This is a genomic window from Streptomyces sp. 1331.2 (assembly GCF_900199205.1).
Classification (GTDB): domain Bacteria; phylum Actinomycetota; class Actinomycetes; order Streptomycetales; family Streptomycetaceae; genus Kitasatospora.
Window position 1 is genome coordinate 5,421,491 of record NZ_OBMJ01000001.1, and the last position, 15,948, is coordinate 5,437,438.

A 15,948-nucleotide genomic window follows, 5' to 3' on the forward strand; every position below is an offset into this window, starting at 1 on the left:
TGCAATGCCGTAGCACAACTGATGAACCGCCATGCATACGGTTTCGGTAATGAACCGGCCAATCCGTGGCATGCATCTGTCATTGGCGGCCGGTTTGCTGCCACGATTCCTCCCGGCTGCAGACGAGGGGGCCCCACCTCCCGGTGCAGCTGTTCCAGTCCAGGTGCAGCGCGTCCCGACCTCGCAACGGGTTGAGAGCACCGCAACCCGCTATCGCACCCCCGTCGCACCCGCCGGGGGCCCCCACTGCGCCGCAACCCCGCGGCCCAGGTTTTCTCTCCACCGGCGCGACCCAGCGCCGGTCGGAAAAGGAGTCCGCATGTCCCGTTACGCTCACGCTCGGAAGGCGGCGGTCGTCATGGCCGCCACCACCGCGCTGCTGGTCACCGGCATACCGGTCATCGCCCAGGCGGCCACGCCGGACGCGCCGGCCGCCGTCGCCGCCCAGCAGACCACCCGGGCCGCGCTGATCGCCTCGGCGAACCAGCAGACCACCTCCCTCGCCCAGGCCCTCGGCCTGAGCGGCCAGGAGAAGCTGGTCACCAAGGACGTCGTCCAGGACTCCAACGGCGGTCGCCACCTGCGCTACGAGCGCACCTACGCCGGACTCCCCGTCCTCGGCGGCGACCTGATCGTCCACCAGGACGCGAACGGTGCCACCAAGAGCGTGACCAAGGCCAGTGAGGCCAACCTCGCCGGCGTCGACACCGCCCCGGCCCTGGCCGCGCCGAAGGCCCAGGCCGCCGCGCTCGCCGCCGAGGAGGGCTCCGCCGTCGACACCGCCCCGCGCCTGGTGGTGTGGGCCGCCGACGGGACCCCGAAGCTCGCCTGGGAGACCGTCCTCTCCGGCCGCGAGTCCGACGGCACCCCGAGCAAGCTGCACGTGGTGACCGACGCCAGGACCGGCGACGTGCTCAGCAAGGCCGACGGCATCCAGCGCGGCTCCGGCAACGGCGTGTTCGTCGGCAACGTGCCGCTGACCACCACCCAGAGCGGCTCGACCTACTCGCTGAAGGACGCCACCCGCGGCGGCCAGTCCACCACCGACATGAACAACGGCACCTCCGGCAACGGCACGCTGTTCTCCAAGTCGAGCGACACCTGGGGCAACGGCCTGGCCAGCAACCGCGAGTCCGCCGCCGTCGACGCCCAGTACGGCGCGGCGGTCACCTGGGACTTCTACAAGAACACCTTCGGCCGCAACGGCATCCGCAACGACGGCGTCGGCGCCGCCAGCCGGGTCCACTACGACACCGGCTACGTCAACGCCTTCTGGGACGACGGCTGCTTCTGCATGACCTACGGCGACGGCTCGGGCGACACCCACCCGCTGACCGAGCTCGACGTCTCCGGCCACGAGATGAGCCACGGCGTCACCGCCGCCACCGCCAACCTGAACTACTCGGGCGAGTCCGGCGGCCTCAACGAGGCCACCTCGGACATCTTCGGCACCATGGTCGAGTTCTACGCGAACCTGCCGAAGGACGTGCCGGACTACCTGATCGGCGAGCTGATCGACATCAACGGCAACGGCACGCCGCTGCGCTACATGGACAAGCCCTCCAAGGACGGTCAGTCCGCGGACTCCTGGTACTCGGGCGTCGGCAACCTGGACGTGCACTACTCGTCCGGTGTCGCCAACCACTTCTTCTACCTGCTGGCCGAGGGCAGCGGCGCCAAGGTGATCAACGGCGTCAGCTACAACAGCCCGACGGTCAACAACATCACCGTCACCGGCATCGGCCGGGACAAGGCGGAGCAGGTCTGGTACAAGGCGCTGACCGCGTACATGACCTCCACCACCAACTACGCGGCCGCCCGTACCGCGACCCTGAACGCGGCCACCGACCTGTACGGCGCGAACAGCGCCGAGTACAACGCGGTCGCCACCGCCTGGGCCGCCGTCAACGTCGGCGGGCTGCCCAACCCGGGCGGCGTCACCGTCACCAACCCGGGCAACCAGTCGACCGCCGTCGGCACCGCCGTCAACCTGGCCATCAAGGCCTCCGGCGGCACCGCCCCGCTGTCGTACTCGGCCACCGGCCTGCCCGCCGGCCTGGCGATCAACGCCTCCACCGGCGCGATCACCGGCACCCCGACCACCGCCGGCACCTCCAACGTGACCGTCACGGTCAAGGACTCGGCCGGCAAGTCGGGCACCACCAGCTTCACCTGGACGGTGACCACCGGTGGCGGCGGCAGCTGCACCCCGGCGCAGCTGCTGGGCAACGCGGGCTTCGAGACGGGCACGGCGGCGCCGTGGACGGCGAGCTCCGGTGTGGTCGACAACAGCTCCAGCCAGGCCGCGCACGGCGGTTCGTGGAAGGCGTGGCTGAACGGCTACGGCTCCACCCACACCGACTCGCTGTCGCAGACGGTCACCATCCCGGCGGGCTGCAAGGCCACGCTGAGCTTCTGGCTGCACATCGACACCGCGGAGACCGGCACCACCGCGTACGACAAGCTGACCGTGTCGGTGAACGGCACCACGCTGAAGACCTACTCCAACGTGGACGCCGCGGCCGGCTACCAGCAGCGCACCTTCGACCTGTCGGCCTACGCGGGCCAGACGGTCACTGTGAAGTTCAACGGCACCGAGGACTCCTCGCTGCAGACGAGCTTCGTGATCGACGACACCTCCGTCCAGACCGGCTGAGCCCGGTCCGGCTCCTGAGGGGCCGGTGAACCAGGACAGGTGAGGGGCCCGGCGGCTACGGCTGCCGGGCCCTTGTCGTATGCCCTGTTCGGGTGGCCAACCGGCTGCCGCTCCGGGGCCCGTTCCGGTGTCCGCTCCGGTTTCCGCTCCGGCGATGCAGAAACGTATCTTCCTGAAGTCTTGACGGTGTCTCCCGGTGACCCTAGGTTCGGCGCTGCAAGTTTCCGGCAAGTTACAGAAACTTCCTGCAGGCTTCACCTCGGCTGCCCCACCCCAGCCACCCCAGGAGACGACGTGGTCACCACCGCCCCCCACCGCCGGCCCGCCCGCGCGGCCGGCGCGCTCGCCGCCTCGGCGGCGCTCGCGCTCTCGCTCGGCACCGCCCTCGGCGCCCCCGCCGCCCAGGCCTCCCCGCCCGCCAACAACGGCAAGGACGTCACCGCCACGCTCTTCGAGTGGCGCTTCGACTCCGTCGCCCAGGCCTGCACCTCGACACTCGGCCCGAAGGGCTACGGCTTCGTCGAGGTCTCGCCGCCGCAGGAGCACATCCAGGGCTCCCAGTGGTGGACCTCCTACCAGCCGGTCGGCTACAAGATCGCCGGGCGGCTCGGCGACCGCACCTCCTTCAAGAACATGGTCGACACCTGCCACGCGGCCGGGGTCAAGGTGATCGCCGACGCGGTCGTCAACCACATGTCGGCCGGCTCCGGCACCGGCACCGGCGGCACGGTCTACAGCAAGTACACCTACCCCGGCACGTACCAGGACCAGGACTTCCACTCCTGCCGCCAGCCGATCAGCGACTACCAGGACCGCTCCAACGTCCAGAACTGCGAACTGGTGAACCTCGCCGACCTGGACACCGGCAGCACGTACGTCCAGACCACCATCGCGCACTACCTGGACGACCTCGGCTCGCTCGGCGTGGACGGCTACCGGATCGACGCCGCCAAGCACATCGCCGCCACCGACCTCGCCGCGATCAAGGCCAAGATGGCCAACCCCAAGGCCTACTGGGTCCAGGAGGTCATCTACGGCGCCGGCGAGCCGATCCAGCCCACCGAGTACACCGGCAACGGCGACGTGGACGAGTTCCGGGTCGGCACCGACCTCAAGCGCATCTTCACCAGCGACAAGCTCGCCAACCTCAACGGCTGGGGCGCCTCCTGGGGCTACCTGCCGAGCAACCAGGCGCGCAGCTTCCTCGACAACTGGGACACCGAGCGCAACGGCTCCACCCTCAACTACACCTACGGCAACACCTACACGCTGGCCAACGTCTTCCTGCTGGCCTCGACGTACGGCTCGCCCAACATCTACTCCGGCTACTCCTTCACCAACAAGGACGACGGCCCGCCCAACGGCGGCACCGTCAACGCCTGCTACCAGGACGGCTGGAACTGCACCCACGCCTGGCGGCAGGTCGCCAACATGGTCGGCTTCCGCAACGCCGTCGCGGGCACCGGGGTGACCGACTGGTGGTCCAACGGCAACAACGCGATCGCCTTCGGCCGCGGCAACAAGGGCTACGTGGCGATCAACCACGAGAGCGGCGCGATCACCCAGACCTTCCAGACCGGTCTGCCGGCCGGCACCTACTGCGACGTCCAGCACGGTGACCCGCAGGCGGGTGGCGGCTGCACCGGGCCGACCTACCAGGTCGGCGCCAACGGGCAGTTCACTGCGACGGTCGGCGCGGGCGACGCGGTCGCGCTGTACGTCCAGCCCGGTGCGGCCGTCTCCGGCGCCTCGTTCAACGTCAACGCGACCACCACGGTCGGCCAGAACGTCTACGTGGTCGGCGACGCCGCGGCGCTCGGCGGCTGGGACCCGGCGAAGGCGCTGCCGCTGTCGTCCGCCGGCTACCCGGTCTGGTCGCTGGCGCTCTCGCTGCCGGCCGGCACCTCGTTCCAGTACAAGTACGTCCGCAAGGACGCGAGCGGCGCGGTGACCTGGGAGTCCGGCGCCAACCGGACCGCGACGGTGCCCGCGGGCGGGGTGGTCACGCTGAACGACACCTGGCGGCCATAGCGGGCCTCGCTGCTTCGCCCCTTTGCCCCTTCGCCCCCTTCGCCACCGAGGGAACCCCCGTCAGCTCCGGCTGACGGGGGTTCCCTCGTACGGTTTCGTACGAACCCGTCCGTAGCTGTCCGAGGCCGTATGACGCCGTACGAAGCCGGAAAGGCCCTAGCCGCGCCCGATGTACGGCATGGCCGTCGCCATCACGGTGGCGAACTGCACGTTGGCCTCCAGCGGCAGCGCGGCCATGTGCCGCACGGTGCGTGCGACGTCCGCCACGTCCATGGTCGGCTCGGGGGCGATCCGGCCGTCCGCCTGCCGCACGCCCGCGCTCATCGCCGCCGTCATGTCGGTCGCCGCGTTGCCGATGTCGATCTGTCCGCAGGCGATCCGGTACGGGCGGCCGTCCAGCGACAGCGACTTGGTCAGGCCGGTGACGGCGTGCTTGGTCGCGGTGTAGGCGATCGAGTGCGGGCGGGGGACGTGCGCGGAGATCGAGCCGTTGTTGATGATCCGGCCGCCCTGCGGGTCCTGGGCCTTCATTTGCCGGAACGCGGCCCGGGCGCAGAGGAAGGCGCCGGTCAGGTTGAGGTCGACCACGGCCCGCCAGGCCTCGACCTCCAGCTCCTCCACCGGGACGGCCGGGCCGAAGCTGCCGGCGTTGTTGAACAGCAGGTCCACCCGGCCGTGGCGCTCGGCGGTCGTGGCGAACAGCGCGTCCACGGCGGCCGGGTCGGTGACGTCGGTCGGCAGCACGTCGGCCGGGGCGCCGCAGAGCCGGGCGGTCTCGTGCAGGGGCTCGGCCCGTCGGCCGGCCAGCACCGGCAGCCAGCCGGCCGCGGCCAGTTCGACCGCGACGGCGCGGCCGACACCGCTCCCGGCTCCGGTGACGACGGCGATCTGCTGGGGCATGGCGCTCTCCTCGCTGGCTGTTCTCGTGCCTGTTCCGGCGGCTGTCCGCCCGGTCGGCCCGGGAGAGATCGTCCCGGATCCGCGGGCCGCCGTCATTCGTCGAAGTGCCCAAAATCCGCTGGCCGGCCGGGAATGCGACGTCGGGTCCCGCGGTCGATCCCCGCCATCCGGCCCCCGCCGAACGGCGGGAGCGACAGGGGGTTTTACCTGATCGCGAACAAACATTGGATTTCCGGTGGCCGACGCGCAACCGGGCCACCCCGGCCCACGTCATAAGATCGCAGGAAGGCGCGCCCCCGCGAGGGGCGGCGCGCCACTGCTCCGGGGGCCGCACCAGCGTCGCGCCCCGGTCTGTCCGGCCCCACCGGGGGGCCGCCGCCCGGTCAGCCGGACCGGGCGCGACATTCGGTCGGAGAGTCCTCACCGTGCTTAGGCAGTCGTCCCGTTCCCGTGCCGTCCTGTCCGGCGCCGCCGTGCTCGCCCTGGCCGCCTCGCTCGCGGCCTGCGGGAGTTCCGGCGGTGGGAAGGGGGACAGTGCCAAGGCGGACGCCACCCCGTCCGCGACCGGCGGCGTCACCGGGACCCCGACCGGCACGGGCACCCCGGGCGGCGGGGCGCCCGCCGTGGCCGTGGGCAAGGTGCTGATGCCCACCGGCCCGAACGCCAGCCTGGCCAAGGCCCGGGACACCGCCGCCGGACCGATCTTCGTGACCACCGTGACCGGCGCGAAGTCGGGCGTCTCCGGCAAGGTCTGGGTCTGGCTGCCGCCCGAGTACAACGACCCCAAGTACGCCAAGACCGGCTTCCCGGTCCTCACCCTCTTCGCGGGCGGCCAGAGCAACGGCTACAACACCTGGACCGACAACCAGCTGCCGATCCAGGAGGAGAACGAGCAGCTGGTCAAGGAGGGCAAGGCCCACCCGTTCATCATGATCATGCCGGTGCAGAACTTCAACGGCGACGAGAAGAACGCGCTGGACTGCTCCGACATCCCGGGCCAGCCCAAGATGGGCACCTGGATGGCCGAGGACATCCCGGACTTCGTCCGCGCCAACTTCCGCACCGTCCAGGGCCGCGACGGCTGGGGCGTGATGGGCGCCTCCACCGGCGGGTTCTGCAGCGCCAAGCTCGCCCTGCAGCACCCCGAGGTCTACAAGGCCGCCGTACCGATCGACGGCTACTTCATCCCGGACTCGCTGCTGTGGAAGGGCCACGACGCCGAGCGCGCGGCCAACAACCCCGACGTGCTGGTCACGCAGGGCAAGGCCGACGTGAAGATGTACGTCACCGCGGGCGGTGCCAACCCGTACGAGACCAAGGTGGTCAAGAGCTGGGTGGGCAAGGCCGTCGCGCCGACCACCATCGAGTACTACGAACAGCCCGGGGGCAAGCACCTGACCTCGGACTTCAAGAAGATGATCCCGGACACGCTGGTGTGGCTGACCAAGAACCTGGCGGGGCCGGCGGCAGACTGAGCCGACCCGGCGGATCCGGCGGCGGACCGAGTCCCCGCTTCCTGCCCGCACCACCTGTCCTCCGTACCGCCGGTGTCGGCGACGCGCTCGCGTCCCCGGCACCGGCGGTCGGCATTTCCGCCGGGTCCGTGCGGTTCGCGGGTTCGCGGACCTTCCCCGAAGTCCCTTCGCCGGCCGTCTCCGGCGGGCTCCCGGGAACCCCCGCGCAGGCCTGTGACCTGCGCGTCAATCGGACATTGATTCGCTTCTGATCGACTTCGAGCACCTTGGCTGGGCGGTCCTGCACCGGCCGCCACCGCCCGCCCTGACCCAAGTCGTGAAGAGAGTGTCATGCCGATCCACTTGCTGCCCCAGCCCGCCCCCATCGTGCCGGCGCCCCGGCAGCCCGGAGCCGACTCCCGGGTCGCCGACGCGTACGGATCGGCCTCGGACGAGGACCCGGCCACCGTACGGTTCGCCGGACTGCGCCTCGTCCACGCGGCGCTGCGCCGCGACCTCGCCCGGCTGCCCAACGCGCTGCGGCTGCTCCAGCCCGGCGAGGACGACAAGGGCGAGGCGCTGCTACGGCACTGGAACTTCCTGACCGCGATGCTGACCTGCCACCACGAGCAGCAGGACACCCGGCTCTGGCCGATCGTGCGCCGCTTCGCGCCCGAGCTGCGGCTGCTGCTCAACTGGCTGGAGGCCGACCACCACAACCTCGACCACTCCTTCACCCGGGTCACCACGCTGGTCCGGATCGCCAGCAGGGACACCGGCAGCGCCTGGCCCGTCGCGTACGCCATGGAGGACCTGGCGGCCCGACTGGAGACCCATCTGCGGATCGAGGAGCGACAGTTGCTGCCCCGGATGGAGCGGGTGGTGGCCGACGGCTCCCGGCTCGGCGGCCTGGGCGAGCTGCTGGACCTGCTGCGGGTGGCGGACGGCCCGGGCACGGCGGACGCGCTGGCCTGGCTGCTGGAGGGCGTCCAGCCGGCCGCGGTCGAGCGGCTGCTGGCGGAGTGCGACGACGACGTGGCCCGCAACTGGCCGCACTGGCAGGCGACCTACCAGCGCTGCACCGCGCAGCTGTGGGGTCCGGGCGACGGCCTGGAGGACAGCGCTCCGGGTGAGGCCGTCGCCGGCGACCTGGGGACCGGCGATCTGGGGACCAACGGCCTGGGGACCGGCGATCCGGGGACCAACGGCCTGGGGACCGGCGATCTGGGGACCAACGGCCTGGGGACCGTCGCCGACTGAGCGCCGGGCTTTTCGCGGGCCTTCGATCTACGCGCGTGGCATACGCTCTCGGCATATGCTGCACGGACGTCGGGCATCCGCTCGGCTCGGTACCTCCCCGGCGGCCCACCCGCGCCCGCTTCCTCCCGAGGTCCGCCCTTCCGGCCCGTGGTGTTACGGTCCGCCGATGACCTCTCTGCTCCAACCACCGCTGATCACCCGGCTGCTGGCCGCCGAACGCATCCTGATTGCCGGCGCCGGCGGCGGATTCGACGTGTACGCCGGGCTCCCGATCGCCCTCGCCCTGCGCGCCGCGGGCAAGGAGGTCCACCTGGCCAACCTCTCCTTCACCCACCTCTACGGCCTGCCCGCCGACGTCTGGGCGGAGCCCGACCTCGCCATGATCCGGCCGGACACCGCCGCCCCCGCGGGTTACTTCCCGGAGCGCACCCTGGCCCGCTGGCTGCAGCTGCACGGGATGCCCGACACGGTGTGGGCCTTTCCGACGGAGGGCGTGCAGCCGCTGCGCGACGCCTACCGGGCGCTCGTCGGCCGGCTGGGCGTGGACGCCGTCCTGCTGGTGGACGGCGGCACCGACATCCTGATGCGCGGCGACGAGGCCGGACTCGGCACCCCGGAGGAGGACATGGCCAGCCTGGCGGCGGTGGCCGGCCTCACCGAGGTACCCGAGCGGCTGGTCGCCTGCCTGGGCTTCGGCATCGACGCCCACCACGGCGTCAACCACACGCTGGTCCTGGAGAACCTCGCCGCGCTGGACCGGGCCGGCGGCTACCTCGGTGCCTTCTCCATCCCGCGCGACAGCCGGGAGGCGGTGCTCTACCTGGACGCCGTCGAGCACGCCCGGGCCGCCTTCCCCGAGCACCCCAGCATCGTCAACGGCTCGGTGGCGGCGGCCCTGCGGGGCGAGTTCGGCAACGTCCGGTTCACCGAGCGGACCAAGGACAGCGAGCTGTTCGTCAATCCGCTGATGGCGATGTACTTCGGCGTCACGGTCGAGGCGCTGGCCGCCGAGAACCGCTACCTGGACCGGTTGGAGAACACCGTGGTGATGCGCCAGATCGCCACCACCATCGCCGAGTTCCAGGACGAGCTGCCGCGGCAGCGCCCGCCCCGTCAGTTCCCGCACTGAGGGCGGGGCGGCTTTCGGCCTGGATGCAGCGGGCCCCGGGTCGCGGCCGTCAGAGGTCGGCGAGCCGGAACTCCAGGTTCCCGAACCGCACCTGGTCGCCCGGCCGGACCCGGACGCCGCCCGCGATCCGGCGCCCGTTGACGTGCGTGCCGTTGGTCGAGCCGAGGTCGTACAGCGTCCAACCGCCGTTCTCGTGCCGGAGTTCGGCGTGGTTGCGCGAGACCGAGGCGTCGTGTAGCCGCAGCCCGGAGCCGGGGATCCGGCCGATCGTCAGCAGCCCGGCACCGGCCTGCGGCAGGCTCAGCCCGGGCAGCCGCTCGGTGCGCCAGGCCCGGTTCATCCGGTCACCGAAGGCGGAGACCCGGCCGACCGTGCGCAGCACGAAGCGCTCGACCGGCCCGCCGGTCGGCAGCCCGGCCACCGCCGCGTCCAACTCCCCTCGGCTGGTGGCCTGCAGGACGATGTCCATCCGGCCGAGGAAGGTGTCGTGCGAGAGCCGCCCGCTGCCCGCGCCGTCCTTCAGCACCCCGAGCGCCAACTCCCGCTCGGCGTCGGAGGGCCGGATCCGACCGGTCGGGAACTCAGGAGGCGTCATGGCCAGATTGTCGGCTCGGCCGGCTCGGGCTGTCCAGATCACGCCGTGCGCGGGCGCTCGCTTCGTACGTCACGGCAGTCCAGACGCCCCGTCCGGGCGCGCGGTTCCGTACGGTTCCCGTAGGCCTACGGGCCGTCAGGCCTGCGGCTGTTCGGGCCCTGCGGTTGCTCAGCCCTGTGCCTGCTCACGCCTTGCGGGCGGCGGCCAGGATCTTCTCCGTGGTGTGCAGGAAACGGGAGGTGACCGACCCCTGGTAGGCCTTGCCGAACATGCCCTCGGTGACCCACTTGCCGTCCTGGCGGACCACGACGTACGCGGCCCCCTGGTCGGCGCCCAGCACCTCGACGTTGCCCTTGGGCGAGCGGAAGGGGAGGGGGAGCGAGGCCGGCAGCGGCTCGGAGAGGAAGGCCAGGACCAGCCGGACGTCCGGCGTCACCGCCACGCCCCGGAACGGCTCGGCGGCGAGCAGCCCGGCCACCTCGTCCACCGTCCGCAGCATCACCGGCACCGGGTAGCCGAGCGAGCGCTCCAGGTGCTCCTCGATCCGCCCGGTCAGCGCGGCCCGCGCCGCCCCGGCGGTGGGTTCGTCCGCGGGCTCCTCGGTGGTGAAGAAGACGTTGCCGGTCTGGATGTACGAGCGGACGTTCCCCAGGCCCAGCTCGGCGAAGAGCGCCCGCAGCCGCTCCATCTTCACCGTGCGGCCGCTGACGTTGATGGCCCGCAGGAACGCTATGTAGGTGGTCGTGGTGGTCACCCCGTCAGTGTGGCACCGCCCTACGACAGCGGCCCGGGACCGCGTTCGAGGACCGCGTTCGAGGACCGCGACGGAGGGCGGCGACCGAGGACCGCGACCGACGACGGCGACCGAGGACCGCGACCGAGGACGGCGGCTGTCGGTGCCGGGTGCCAGACTGGCGCCATGGCTACCTGGCAGGATTTCGAGCAGGCGGCCCCGGATCTGGCGCCCCTGGTACGGGCCCGGTTCGAGGCCAACAAGCACCACGTCCTGGCGACGCTGCGCAAGGACGGTTCGCCCCGGGTGAGCGGCACGGAGGTCGAGTTCGTCGGCGCCGACCTCTGGCTCGGGTCGATGTACGGGGCGGTCAAGGCGCGCGACCTCCAGCGCGACGCCCGGTTCGCCCTGCACGCGCACCCCGGGGACGAGACCATGGCCGGCGGGGACTCCAAGGTCTCCGGCCGGGCGGTCGAGATCACCGACGAGACCGAGCTCGCCGTGTTCGCCGCCGATCTGCCCGAGCCGCCGCCCACCCCGTTCCACGCCTTCCGGCTGGAGATCGACCAGGTCGTGCACACCGCCGTGGAGGGCGAGCACCTGCTGGTCCGCAACTGGCACCCGGGCCGGCCGGTGGAGACGATCCAGCTCCACTGACCGGCCGGCGCCCCCGGGCAGGCCCTACGGCAGGACGGACCTCACTGCCTCGGGGGTGCGGGCCACGACGGCGTGCCCGTCGTCCGCGGTGATGATCGGGCGCTGGATCAGGATGGGGTGCTCGGCCATCGCCGCGATCCAGCGGGCCCGCTCGCCCGCCTCCCGGGGCCAGCCCTTCATCCCCAGGTCCTTCGCGACCTGCTCGTCGATGCGGGTGATGTCCCAGGGCTCCAGGCCCAGGCGCTCCAGCACCTGCTCCAGCTCGGCCGCGGTCGGCGGGTCCTCCAGGTAGCGCCGCACGGTGTACTCGACGCCGGCCTCGTTCAGCTCGCCGAGCGCCGACCGGCACTTGCCGCAACGCGGGTTGATCCAGATCTCCATACCGCCCAGCCTACCGAGCGGCCGGCACCCGACCGGGGAGCGGACCGGGGAGCCGGCCGGGGAACGGACCGGGGGAAGGGCTGGGAAACGCCCGCGAACCCCGCCGTACGGGAACTCCGCCGTGCCCGCCGGTGGTTCACGCACCAGGAAGCGTGACCGTGATCTCGGGAGGGGAGCACCGCATGGACGGCGCGGCGATCATCGAGCAGTTGATGACCACGGAGGTCAGGGCCGACCCGTACCCGCTCTACGCGAAGGCGCTGCAGCTCGGCCCGGTGACACCGGCCGGGGACGGGATGTTCGTGGCGAGCGGCTACGCGGCGGTCAACAAGGCGCTGCGCACGCCCGCCTTCGGCGTCGCCACCGCCGAGATGATGTCCGGCCTGGAGCCGGAGTTCACCGCGCACTCCTCGCTCGCCCTCTTCGGCCGCTCGATCCTCCAGCGCAACGCCCCCGACCAGCCCCGGGTGCGCTCCCTGATCGCCTCGGTGTTCACCCCGCGCCGGGTCGCCGCGCTGCGCCCGGCGGTGGAGAAGGCGGTCGCCGAGCTGCTGGACGGGATGGCCGAGCAGGGCGCGGACGGTTCGCCGGTGGACTTCATGGACGCCTTCGCCTTCCGCCTCCCGGTCGGGGTGATCTGCGAGCTGCTCGGCGTCCCCGAGCAGGACCGCTACCGCTTCCGCGGCCTGGCCTCCGACCTGACCGTCGCCCTGGAGATCCTCGCGGACCTCGACGAACTGACCGTGGCCGACCGCGCCGCGGACGAGCTGTCCCACTACTTCACCGAGCTGGCCGCCGAACGGCTGGCCCGGCCGCAGGACGACCTGGTCAGCGACCTGGCCCGGATCGCCGCCGAGGACGATGAGCGGCTGTCCGCCCAGGAGCTGCTGGCCAACCTGGTGCTGCTGCTGGTGGCCGGCTTCGAGACCACCACCAACCTGCTCGGCAACGGCCTCGCCCTGCTGTTCCGCCACCCCGAGGCGGCCGCCGGGCTGCGCAACGGTGCGATCACCCCGGCCGGCTTCACCGACGAGGTGCTGCGCTTCGACTCCCCGGTGCAGGCCACCGGGCGGGTGGCGCTCGCGGACGGCCTGGACATCGACGGGCTGCCCATCCCGGCCGGCAGCGGCGTGACCCTGCTGATCGGCGCGGCCAACCACGACCCGGCCCGGTACCGGAACCCCGGGGTGTTCGACCCGACCCGCACCGACAGCCAGCCGCTCAGCTTCGGCGGCGGCCCGCACTTCTGCCTGGGCTCCCAGCTGGCCCGGCTGGAGGCCGAGGTCGCGGTGCCCGCCCTGCTGGACCGCTTCCCACGGCTCGCCCCGGGCGGCGTCCCCACCCGGCGGGACCGGCTGGTCCTGCGCGGCTTCGAGACGCTGCCGGTGACCGTGCGCTGAAGGCCGCCGCCCGTCGCCCTCCCATCGGTGTGGTGACGTTCGCTCGGTACGGTGACCGTCCGCCGACCGGCCCCCGACCGTCCGTGTCGGGGCCGGCCCGGTACGGAGAACGGGACGTCCGACCGTTCGTAGCTGGGCCGTTCGTAGGAGAGCATGGAGGGACAAAACCGGCCACACCCGGAGCTTTCCCCCGGTCCGGCCGCCAGCCAGGAGGCTCCGCCTCCAGCCAGGAGGTCCCGCCGTGCCCACCGCACCCCGCCCGCCGCGCCCTGCCGCGCCGCAGCCCCGGGTGCCGCGCTGGGTGCCGTGGCTCCCCGTCGTCCTCCTCCTGCTGGACCTGATCACCGAGGCGATCGTCCCGGACGCCGTGGCCGCCGGCTTCCTGCTGACCGCGCTGCCCGTGGTGGCCGCGTTCAGCTACGGCCCGGTCCTGACCGCCGCAGCCACGCTCGGCTCCCTGGCCCTGCAGATCCTCCTGGCCCTGCACGCCGGCCACGTCAACGAGCAGCACCACGTCTGGGTCTACATCGCCACCCTGCTCTCCGGTGTGATGGGCACCGCCCTGTCCTGGCAGCGCACCCGGCAGAACCGCAACCTGCTCCAGGCCCGTACGGTCGCCGAGACCCTGCAGCGCACCGTCCTGCGCCCGGTGCCCGAGCGGACCGGCGGGCTGCGGGTGGCCGGCCTCTACCGCTCGGCGCAGGCCGAGGTGCTGGTCGGCGGCGACCTGTACGAGGTCTGCGACACCCGCTTCGGCGTCCGGGTGCTGCTCGGGGACGTCCGGGGCAAGGGCCTCGGGGCCGTCCGCACCGTCGCCGACGTCCTCGGCGCCTTCCGGGCGGCCGCCCACGACACCCCCGGCCTGGTCGACCTCGCCGACCAGCTGGACCGCACCGTCCTGCGCGACGCCGCCGACCGCGGCGACGACGAACTGTTCGCCACCGCCGTCCTGCTCCAGTACCGGCCGGGCTCCGACTGCGTGGAGATCGTCAACCGCGGCCACACCACCCCGCTGCTGCTCTCCGGGGACGCGATCTCCCCGGTGCCCTGCGCCGACGAGCTCCCCCTGGGCCTCGGCCACCTCGGCCCCGCCGAGGAACGCGGCAAACCGACCGCCGTCGCCCTGCCCCCGGGCCACACCGTCCTGCTCTACACCGACGGCGTCAGCGAGGCCCGCGACCCCGCGGGCGCCTTCTACCCCCTCGCCCCCCGCCTCGCCGCCCTCGGCACCACCGAACCCGACCGCCTGGTCTCCTTCCTCGCCCAGGACGTCCGCCACTACGCCGGCCTCCTCGCCGACGACCTCGCCGTCCTCGCCCTCACCCCGGACACCTCGGAGGTCTCGGGCGCCTCGGACGCCCTCCGCACCACCGATGCGCCTTACACCCCGGGCACCCCGTAACGCCAGAGCCAGGGCCGTCAAGACCAAGCCCGTCGTGGTCGGCTGACCGTGTGTGCGCTATCTTCTGCCGTGAGCATTTTCCCCAGGCAACGACCAGGATCCTCGGGCCGCCGCAAATCCGGCAGGGGCGGCCGCCTCGCCGTGCTGGACGGACTGCGCATCCTGGCAGCGCTGATGGTGGTCTTCCACCACTACGTCGGATACGGCGGCGGCACCAAGCCGGACGACAGCGCCTGGGGCAAGCCGGTCCACGAGGTGTTCCACCGGGCCTCCGTGCCGGGTGGGTACATGTGGACGGGCATCTGCCTCTTCTTCGTCATCAGCGGCTTCGTGATCTGCATGAGCAGCTGGGGCCGCCCGGTGGGCGACTTCGTCCGCTCCCGCGTCATCCGGCTCTACCCGGCGTACTGGTTCGCCGTCCTGGCAGCCACCGCGGTCGTGACGATGTGGCCGGTCGTGCGCCGCCCGCTCGCCTCGGAGCAGGTCCTCGCCAACCTCACGATGTTCCACGGCGGCCTGGGCATCCCGGACGTCGACGCCGTCTACTGGACGCTCTGGATCGAGCTGCGCTTCTACCTGCTCTTCGCCATCGTCGTGTGGAAGGGCGTGACCTACCGCCGGATCGTCGCCTTCTGCTCGATCTGGACGGTCGCGGGCATCGTCGCGACCAGCACCAAGTGGCCGGTGCTGCAGTTCTTCGCGATGTCCGAGGTCTCCTCGTTCTTCGTCGCCGGACTCGCGCTCTACCTGGTCCACCGGTACGGCCCCAACCTGATGCTCTTCGGCATCGTCGGGATCAGCTGGATCCTCTCCGTCCTCTACACGATCCAGCACCAGCACGACGTGAACCCCTACCTCGGCCAACCCGACCTGCCGACCTGGCCGGCCGTCCTGCTGACCACCCTCTCCTACCTGGTGATCATCGTGGTGGCGCTGGGCTGGGCCTCGCGGATCCAGTGGCGCTGGCTCACCTTCGCCGGAGCGCTCACCTACCCGCTCTACCTCCTGCACGAGACCATGGGCTGGACGGCCCTGCGCGCCCTCTACGACCACGGCACCAAGCCCTGGGTCGCGGTCGGCATCGTCACCACCGGCATGCTGGTCGCCTCCTGGCTGGTCCACCGGCTCATCGAGAAGCCGCTGACCCCACTGCTCAAGCGCGGCATGACCGACAGCATCGACCAGCTCCGCGCCGCCGAACCCCTGCCCGCCCCGGCTGCCCCGGCTACCCCCGAGCCCGCCCCGGCCCTGCAGACCGTCCCCGCCGCCACCTGGCCCCCGCCCCCCACCGCGCCCACGTACCCGGCTCCGGACCACTACCGCACGCCCCACGGCGGCGGACCGTACTGA

The 15,948-nt window shown here is 72.0% G+C and carries 13 protein-coding genes; 9 read left to right on the plus strand and 4 right to left on the minus strand.

Annotated elements, in window-relative coordinates; translation table 11 throughout:
- Nucleotides 1–319: 319 nt before the first annotated feature.
- Both CRP52_RS23330 and CRP52_RS23335 read left to right on the plus strand, forming a co-directional pair.
- Nucleotides 320–2,656 carry a M4 family metallopeptidase gene (locus tag CRP52_RS23330; RefSeq protein ID WP_101948240.1) on the plus strand — a complete coding sequence of 779 codons (2,337 nt, stop codon included), beginning with the start codon at nt 320–322 and terminating at the stop codon, nt 2,654–2,656.
- A 294-nt stretch (nt 2,657–2,950) separates the two neighbouring features.
- Nucleotides 2,951–4,687 carry a carbohydrate-binding module family 20 domain-containing protein gene (locus CRP52_RS23335; protein ID WP_097238173.1) on the plus strand — a complete coding sequence of 579 codons (1,737 nt, stop codon included), beginning with the start codon at nt 2,951–2,953 and terminating at the stop codon, nt 4,685–4,687.
- A gap of 156 nt (nt 4,688–4,843) precedes the next feature.
- On the opposite strand, the gene CRP52_RS23340 is transcribed toward CRP52_RS23335, so the two are convergent.
- Nucleotides 4,844–5,587 (minus strand): SDR family oxidoreductase, encoded by a 744-nt coding sequence (locus CRP52_RS23340; protein ID WP_097238174.1) that lies wholly within the window; start codon nt 5,585–5,587, stop codon nt 4,844–4,846.
- A 425-nt stretch (nt 5,588–6,012) separates the two neighbouring features.
- Between CRP52_RS23340 and CRP52_RS23345 the strand changes: the two genes are divergently transcribed.
- The 3 genes from CRP52_RS23345 to CRP52_RS23355 all read left to right on the plus strand — a co-directional run bounded on the left by CRP52_RS23345 (nt 6,013) and on the right by CRP52_RS23355 (nt 9,430).
- A complete protein-coding gene (locus tag CRP52_RS23345; protein ID WP_257032814.1) occupies nt 6,013–7,062 on the plus strand; it encodes an alpha/beta hydrolase in 1,050 nt (349 codons plus the stop codon).
- A 330-nt stretch (nt 7,063–7,392) separates the two neighbouring features.
- On the plus strand, nt 7,393–8,301 hold the full coding sequence (locus tag CRP52_RS23350) for a hemerythrin domain-containing protein (RefSeq protein ID WP_097238175.1): 909 nt from the start codon (nt 7,393–7,395) through the stop codon (nt 8,299–8,301).
- 166 nt (nt 8,302–8,467) lie between these two features.
- Nucleotides 8,468–9,430: a DUF1152 domain-containing protein gene (locus tag CRP52_RS23355; protein ID WP_097238176.1), complete on the plus strand. Its 963-nt coding sequence runs from the start codon at nt 8,468–8,470 to the stop codon at nt 9,428–9,430.
- Nucleotides 9,431–9,479: 49 nt separating this feature from the next.
- On the opposite strand, the gene CRP52_RS23360 is transcribed toward CRP52_RS23355, so the two are convergent.
- A complete protein-coding gene (locus tag CRP52_RS23360) occupies nt 9,480–10,025 on the minus strand; it encodes a DUF1707 and FHA domain-containing protein (protein WP_097238177.1) in 546 nt (181 codons plus the stop codon).
- A gap of 184 nt (nt 10,026–10,209) precedes the next feature.
- Nucleotides 10,210–10,779: a DUF1697 domain-containing protein gene (locus tag CRP52_RS23365; RefSeq protein WP_097238178.1), complete on the minus strand. Its 570-nt coding sequence runs from the start codon at nt 10,777–10,779 to the stop codon at nt 10,210–10,212.
- 165 nt (nt 10,780–10,944) lie between these two features.
- Between CRP52_RS23365 and CRP52_RS23370 the strand changes: the two genes are divergently transcribed.
- Entirely contained in the window at nt 10,945–11,415 is a 471-nt protein-coding gene (locus CRP52_RS23370; protein ID WP_097238179.1) for a pyridoxamine 5'-phosphate oxidase family protein, read from the plus strand.
- Between the two features lie 24 nt (nt 11,416–11,439).
- Here CRP52_RS23370 and CRP52_RS23375 read toward each other — a convergent pair whose 3' ends face one another.
- Complete coding sequence (locus CRP52_RS23375; RefSeq protein WP_097238180.1) at nt 11,440–11,796, minus strand: arsenate reductase family protein; 357 nt, start codon at nt 11,794–11,796, stop codon at nt 11,440–11,442.
- Between the two features lie 158 nt (nt 11,797–11,954).
- Here CRP52_RS23375 and CRP52_RS23380 point away from each other — a divergent pair, with 158 nt between their 5' ends.
- The 3 genes from CRP52_RS23380 (at nt 11,955) to CRP52_RS23390 (ending at nt 15,948) form a co-directional block, all read left to right on the plus strand.
- Nucleotides 11,955–13,196: a cytochrome P450 gene (locus CRP52_RS23380; protein ID WP_257032815.1), complete on the plus strand. Its 1,242-nt coding sequence runs from the start codon at nt 11,955–11,957 to the stop codon at nt 13,194–13,196.
- A 241-nt stretch (nt 13,197–13,437) separates the two neighbouring features.
- Complete coding sequence (locus CRP52_RS23385) at nt 13,438–14,598, plus strand: PP2C family protein-serine/threonine phosphatase (RefSeq protein ID WP_097238182.1); 1,161 nt, start codon at nt 13,438–13,440, stop codon at nt 14,596–14,598.
- A 141-nt stretch (nt 14,599–14,739) separates the two neighbouring features.
- Nucleotides 14,740–15,948, plus strand: coding sequence for an acyltransferase family protein (locus CRP52_RS23390; protein ID WP_097238183.1), 1,209 nt, complete (start codon nt 14,740–14,742; stop codon nt 15,946–15,948).

What these genes read in the sequence shown, in the direction of transcription:
- CRP52_RS23375 (WP_097238180.1), bottom strand. Translation starts at nt 11,796, where the DNA reads ATGGAGATCTGGATCAACCCGCGTTGCGGCAAGTGCCGGTCGGCGCTC.
- CRP52_RS23350 (WP_097238175.1), top strand. Translation starts at nt 7,393, where the DNA reads ATGCCGATCCACTTGCTGCCCCAGCCCGCCCCCATCGTGCCGGCGCCC.
- CRP52_RS23355 (WP_097238176.1), top strand. Translation starts at nt 8,468, where the DNA reads ATGACCTCTCTGCTCCAACCACCGCTGATCACCCGGCTGCTGGCCGCC.
- CRP52_RS23330 (WP_101948240.1), top strand. Translation starts at nt 320, where the DNA reads ATGTCCCGTTACGCTCACGCTCGGAAGGCGGCGGTCGTCATGGCCGCC.
- CRP52_RS23360 (WP_097238177.1), bottom strand. Translation starts at nt 10,025, where the DNA reads ATGACGCCTCCTGAGTTCCCGACCGGTCGGATCCGGCCCTCCGACGCC.
- CRP52_RS23340 (WP_097238174.1), bottom strand. Translation starts at nt 5,587, where the DNA reads ATGCCCCAGCAGATCGCCGTCGTCACCGGAGCCGGGAGCGGTGTCGGC.
- CRP52_RS23370 (WP_097238179.1), top strand. Translation starts at nt 10,945, where the DNA reads ATGGCTACCTGGCAGGATTTCGAGCAGGCGGCCCCGGATCTGGCGCCC.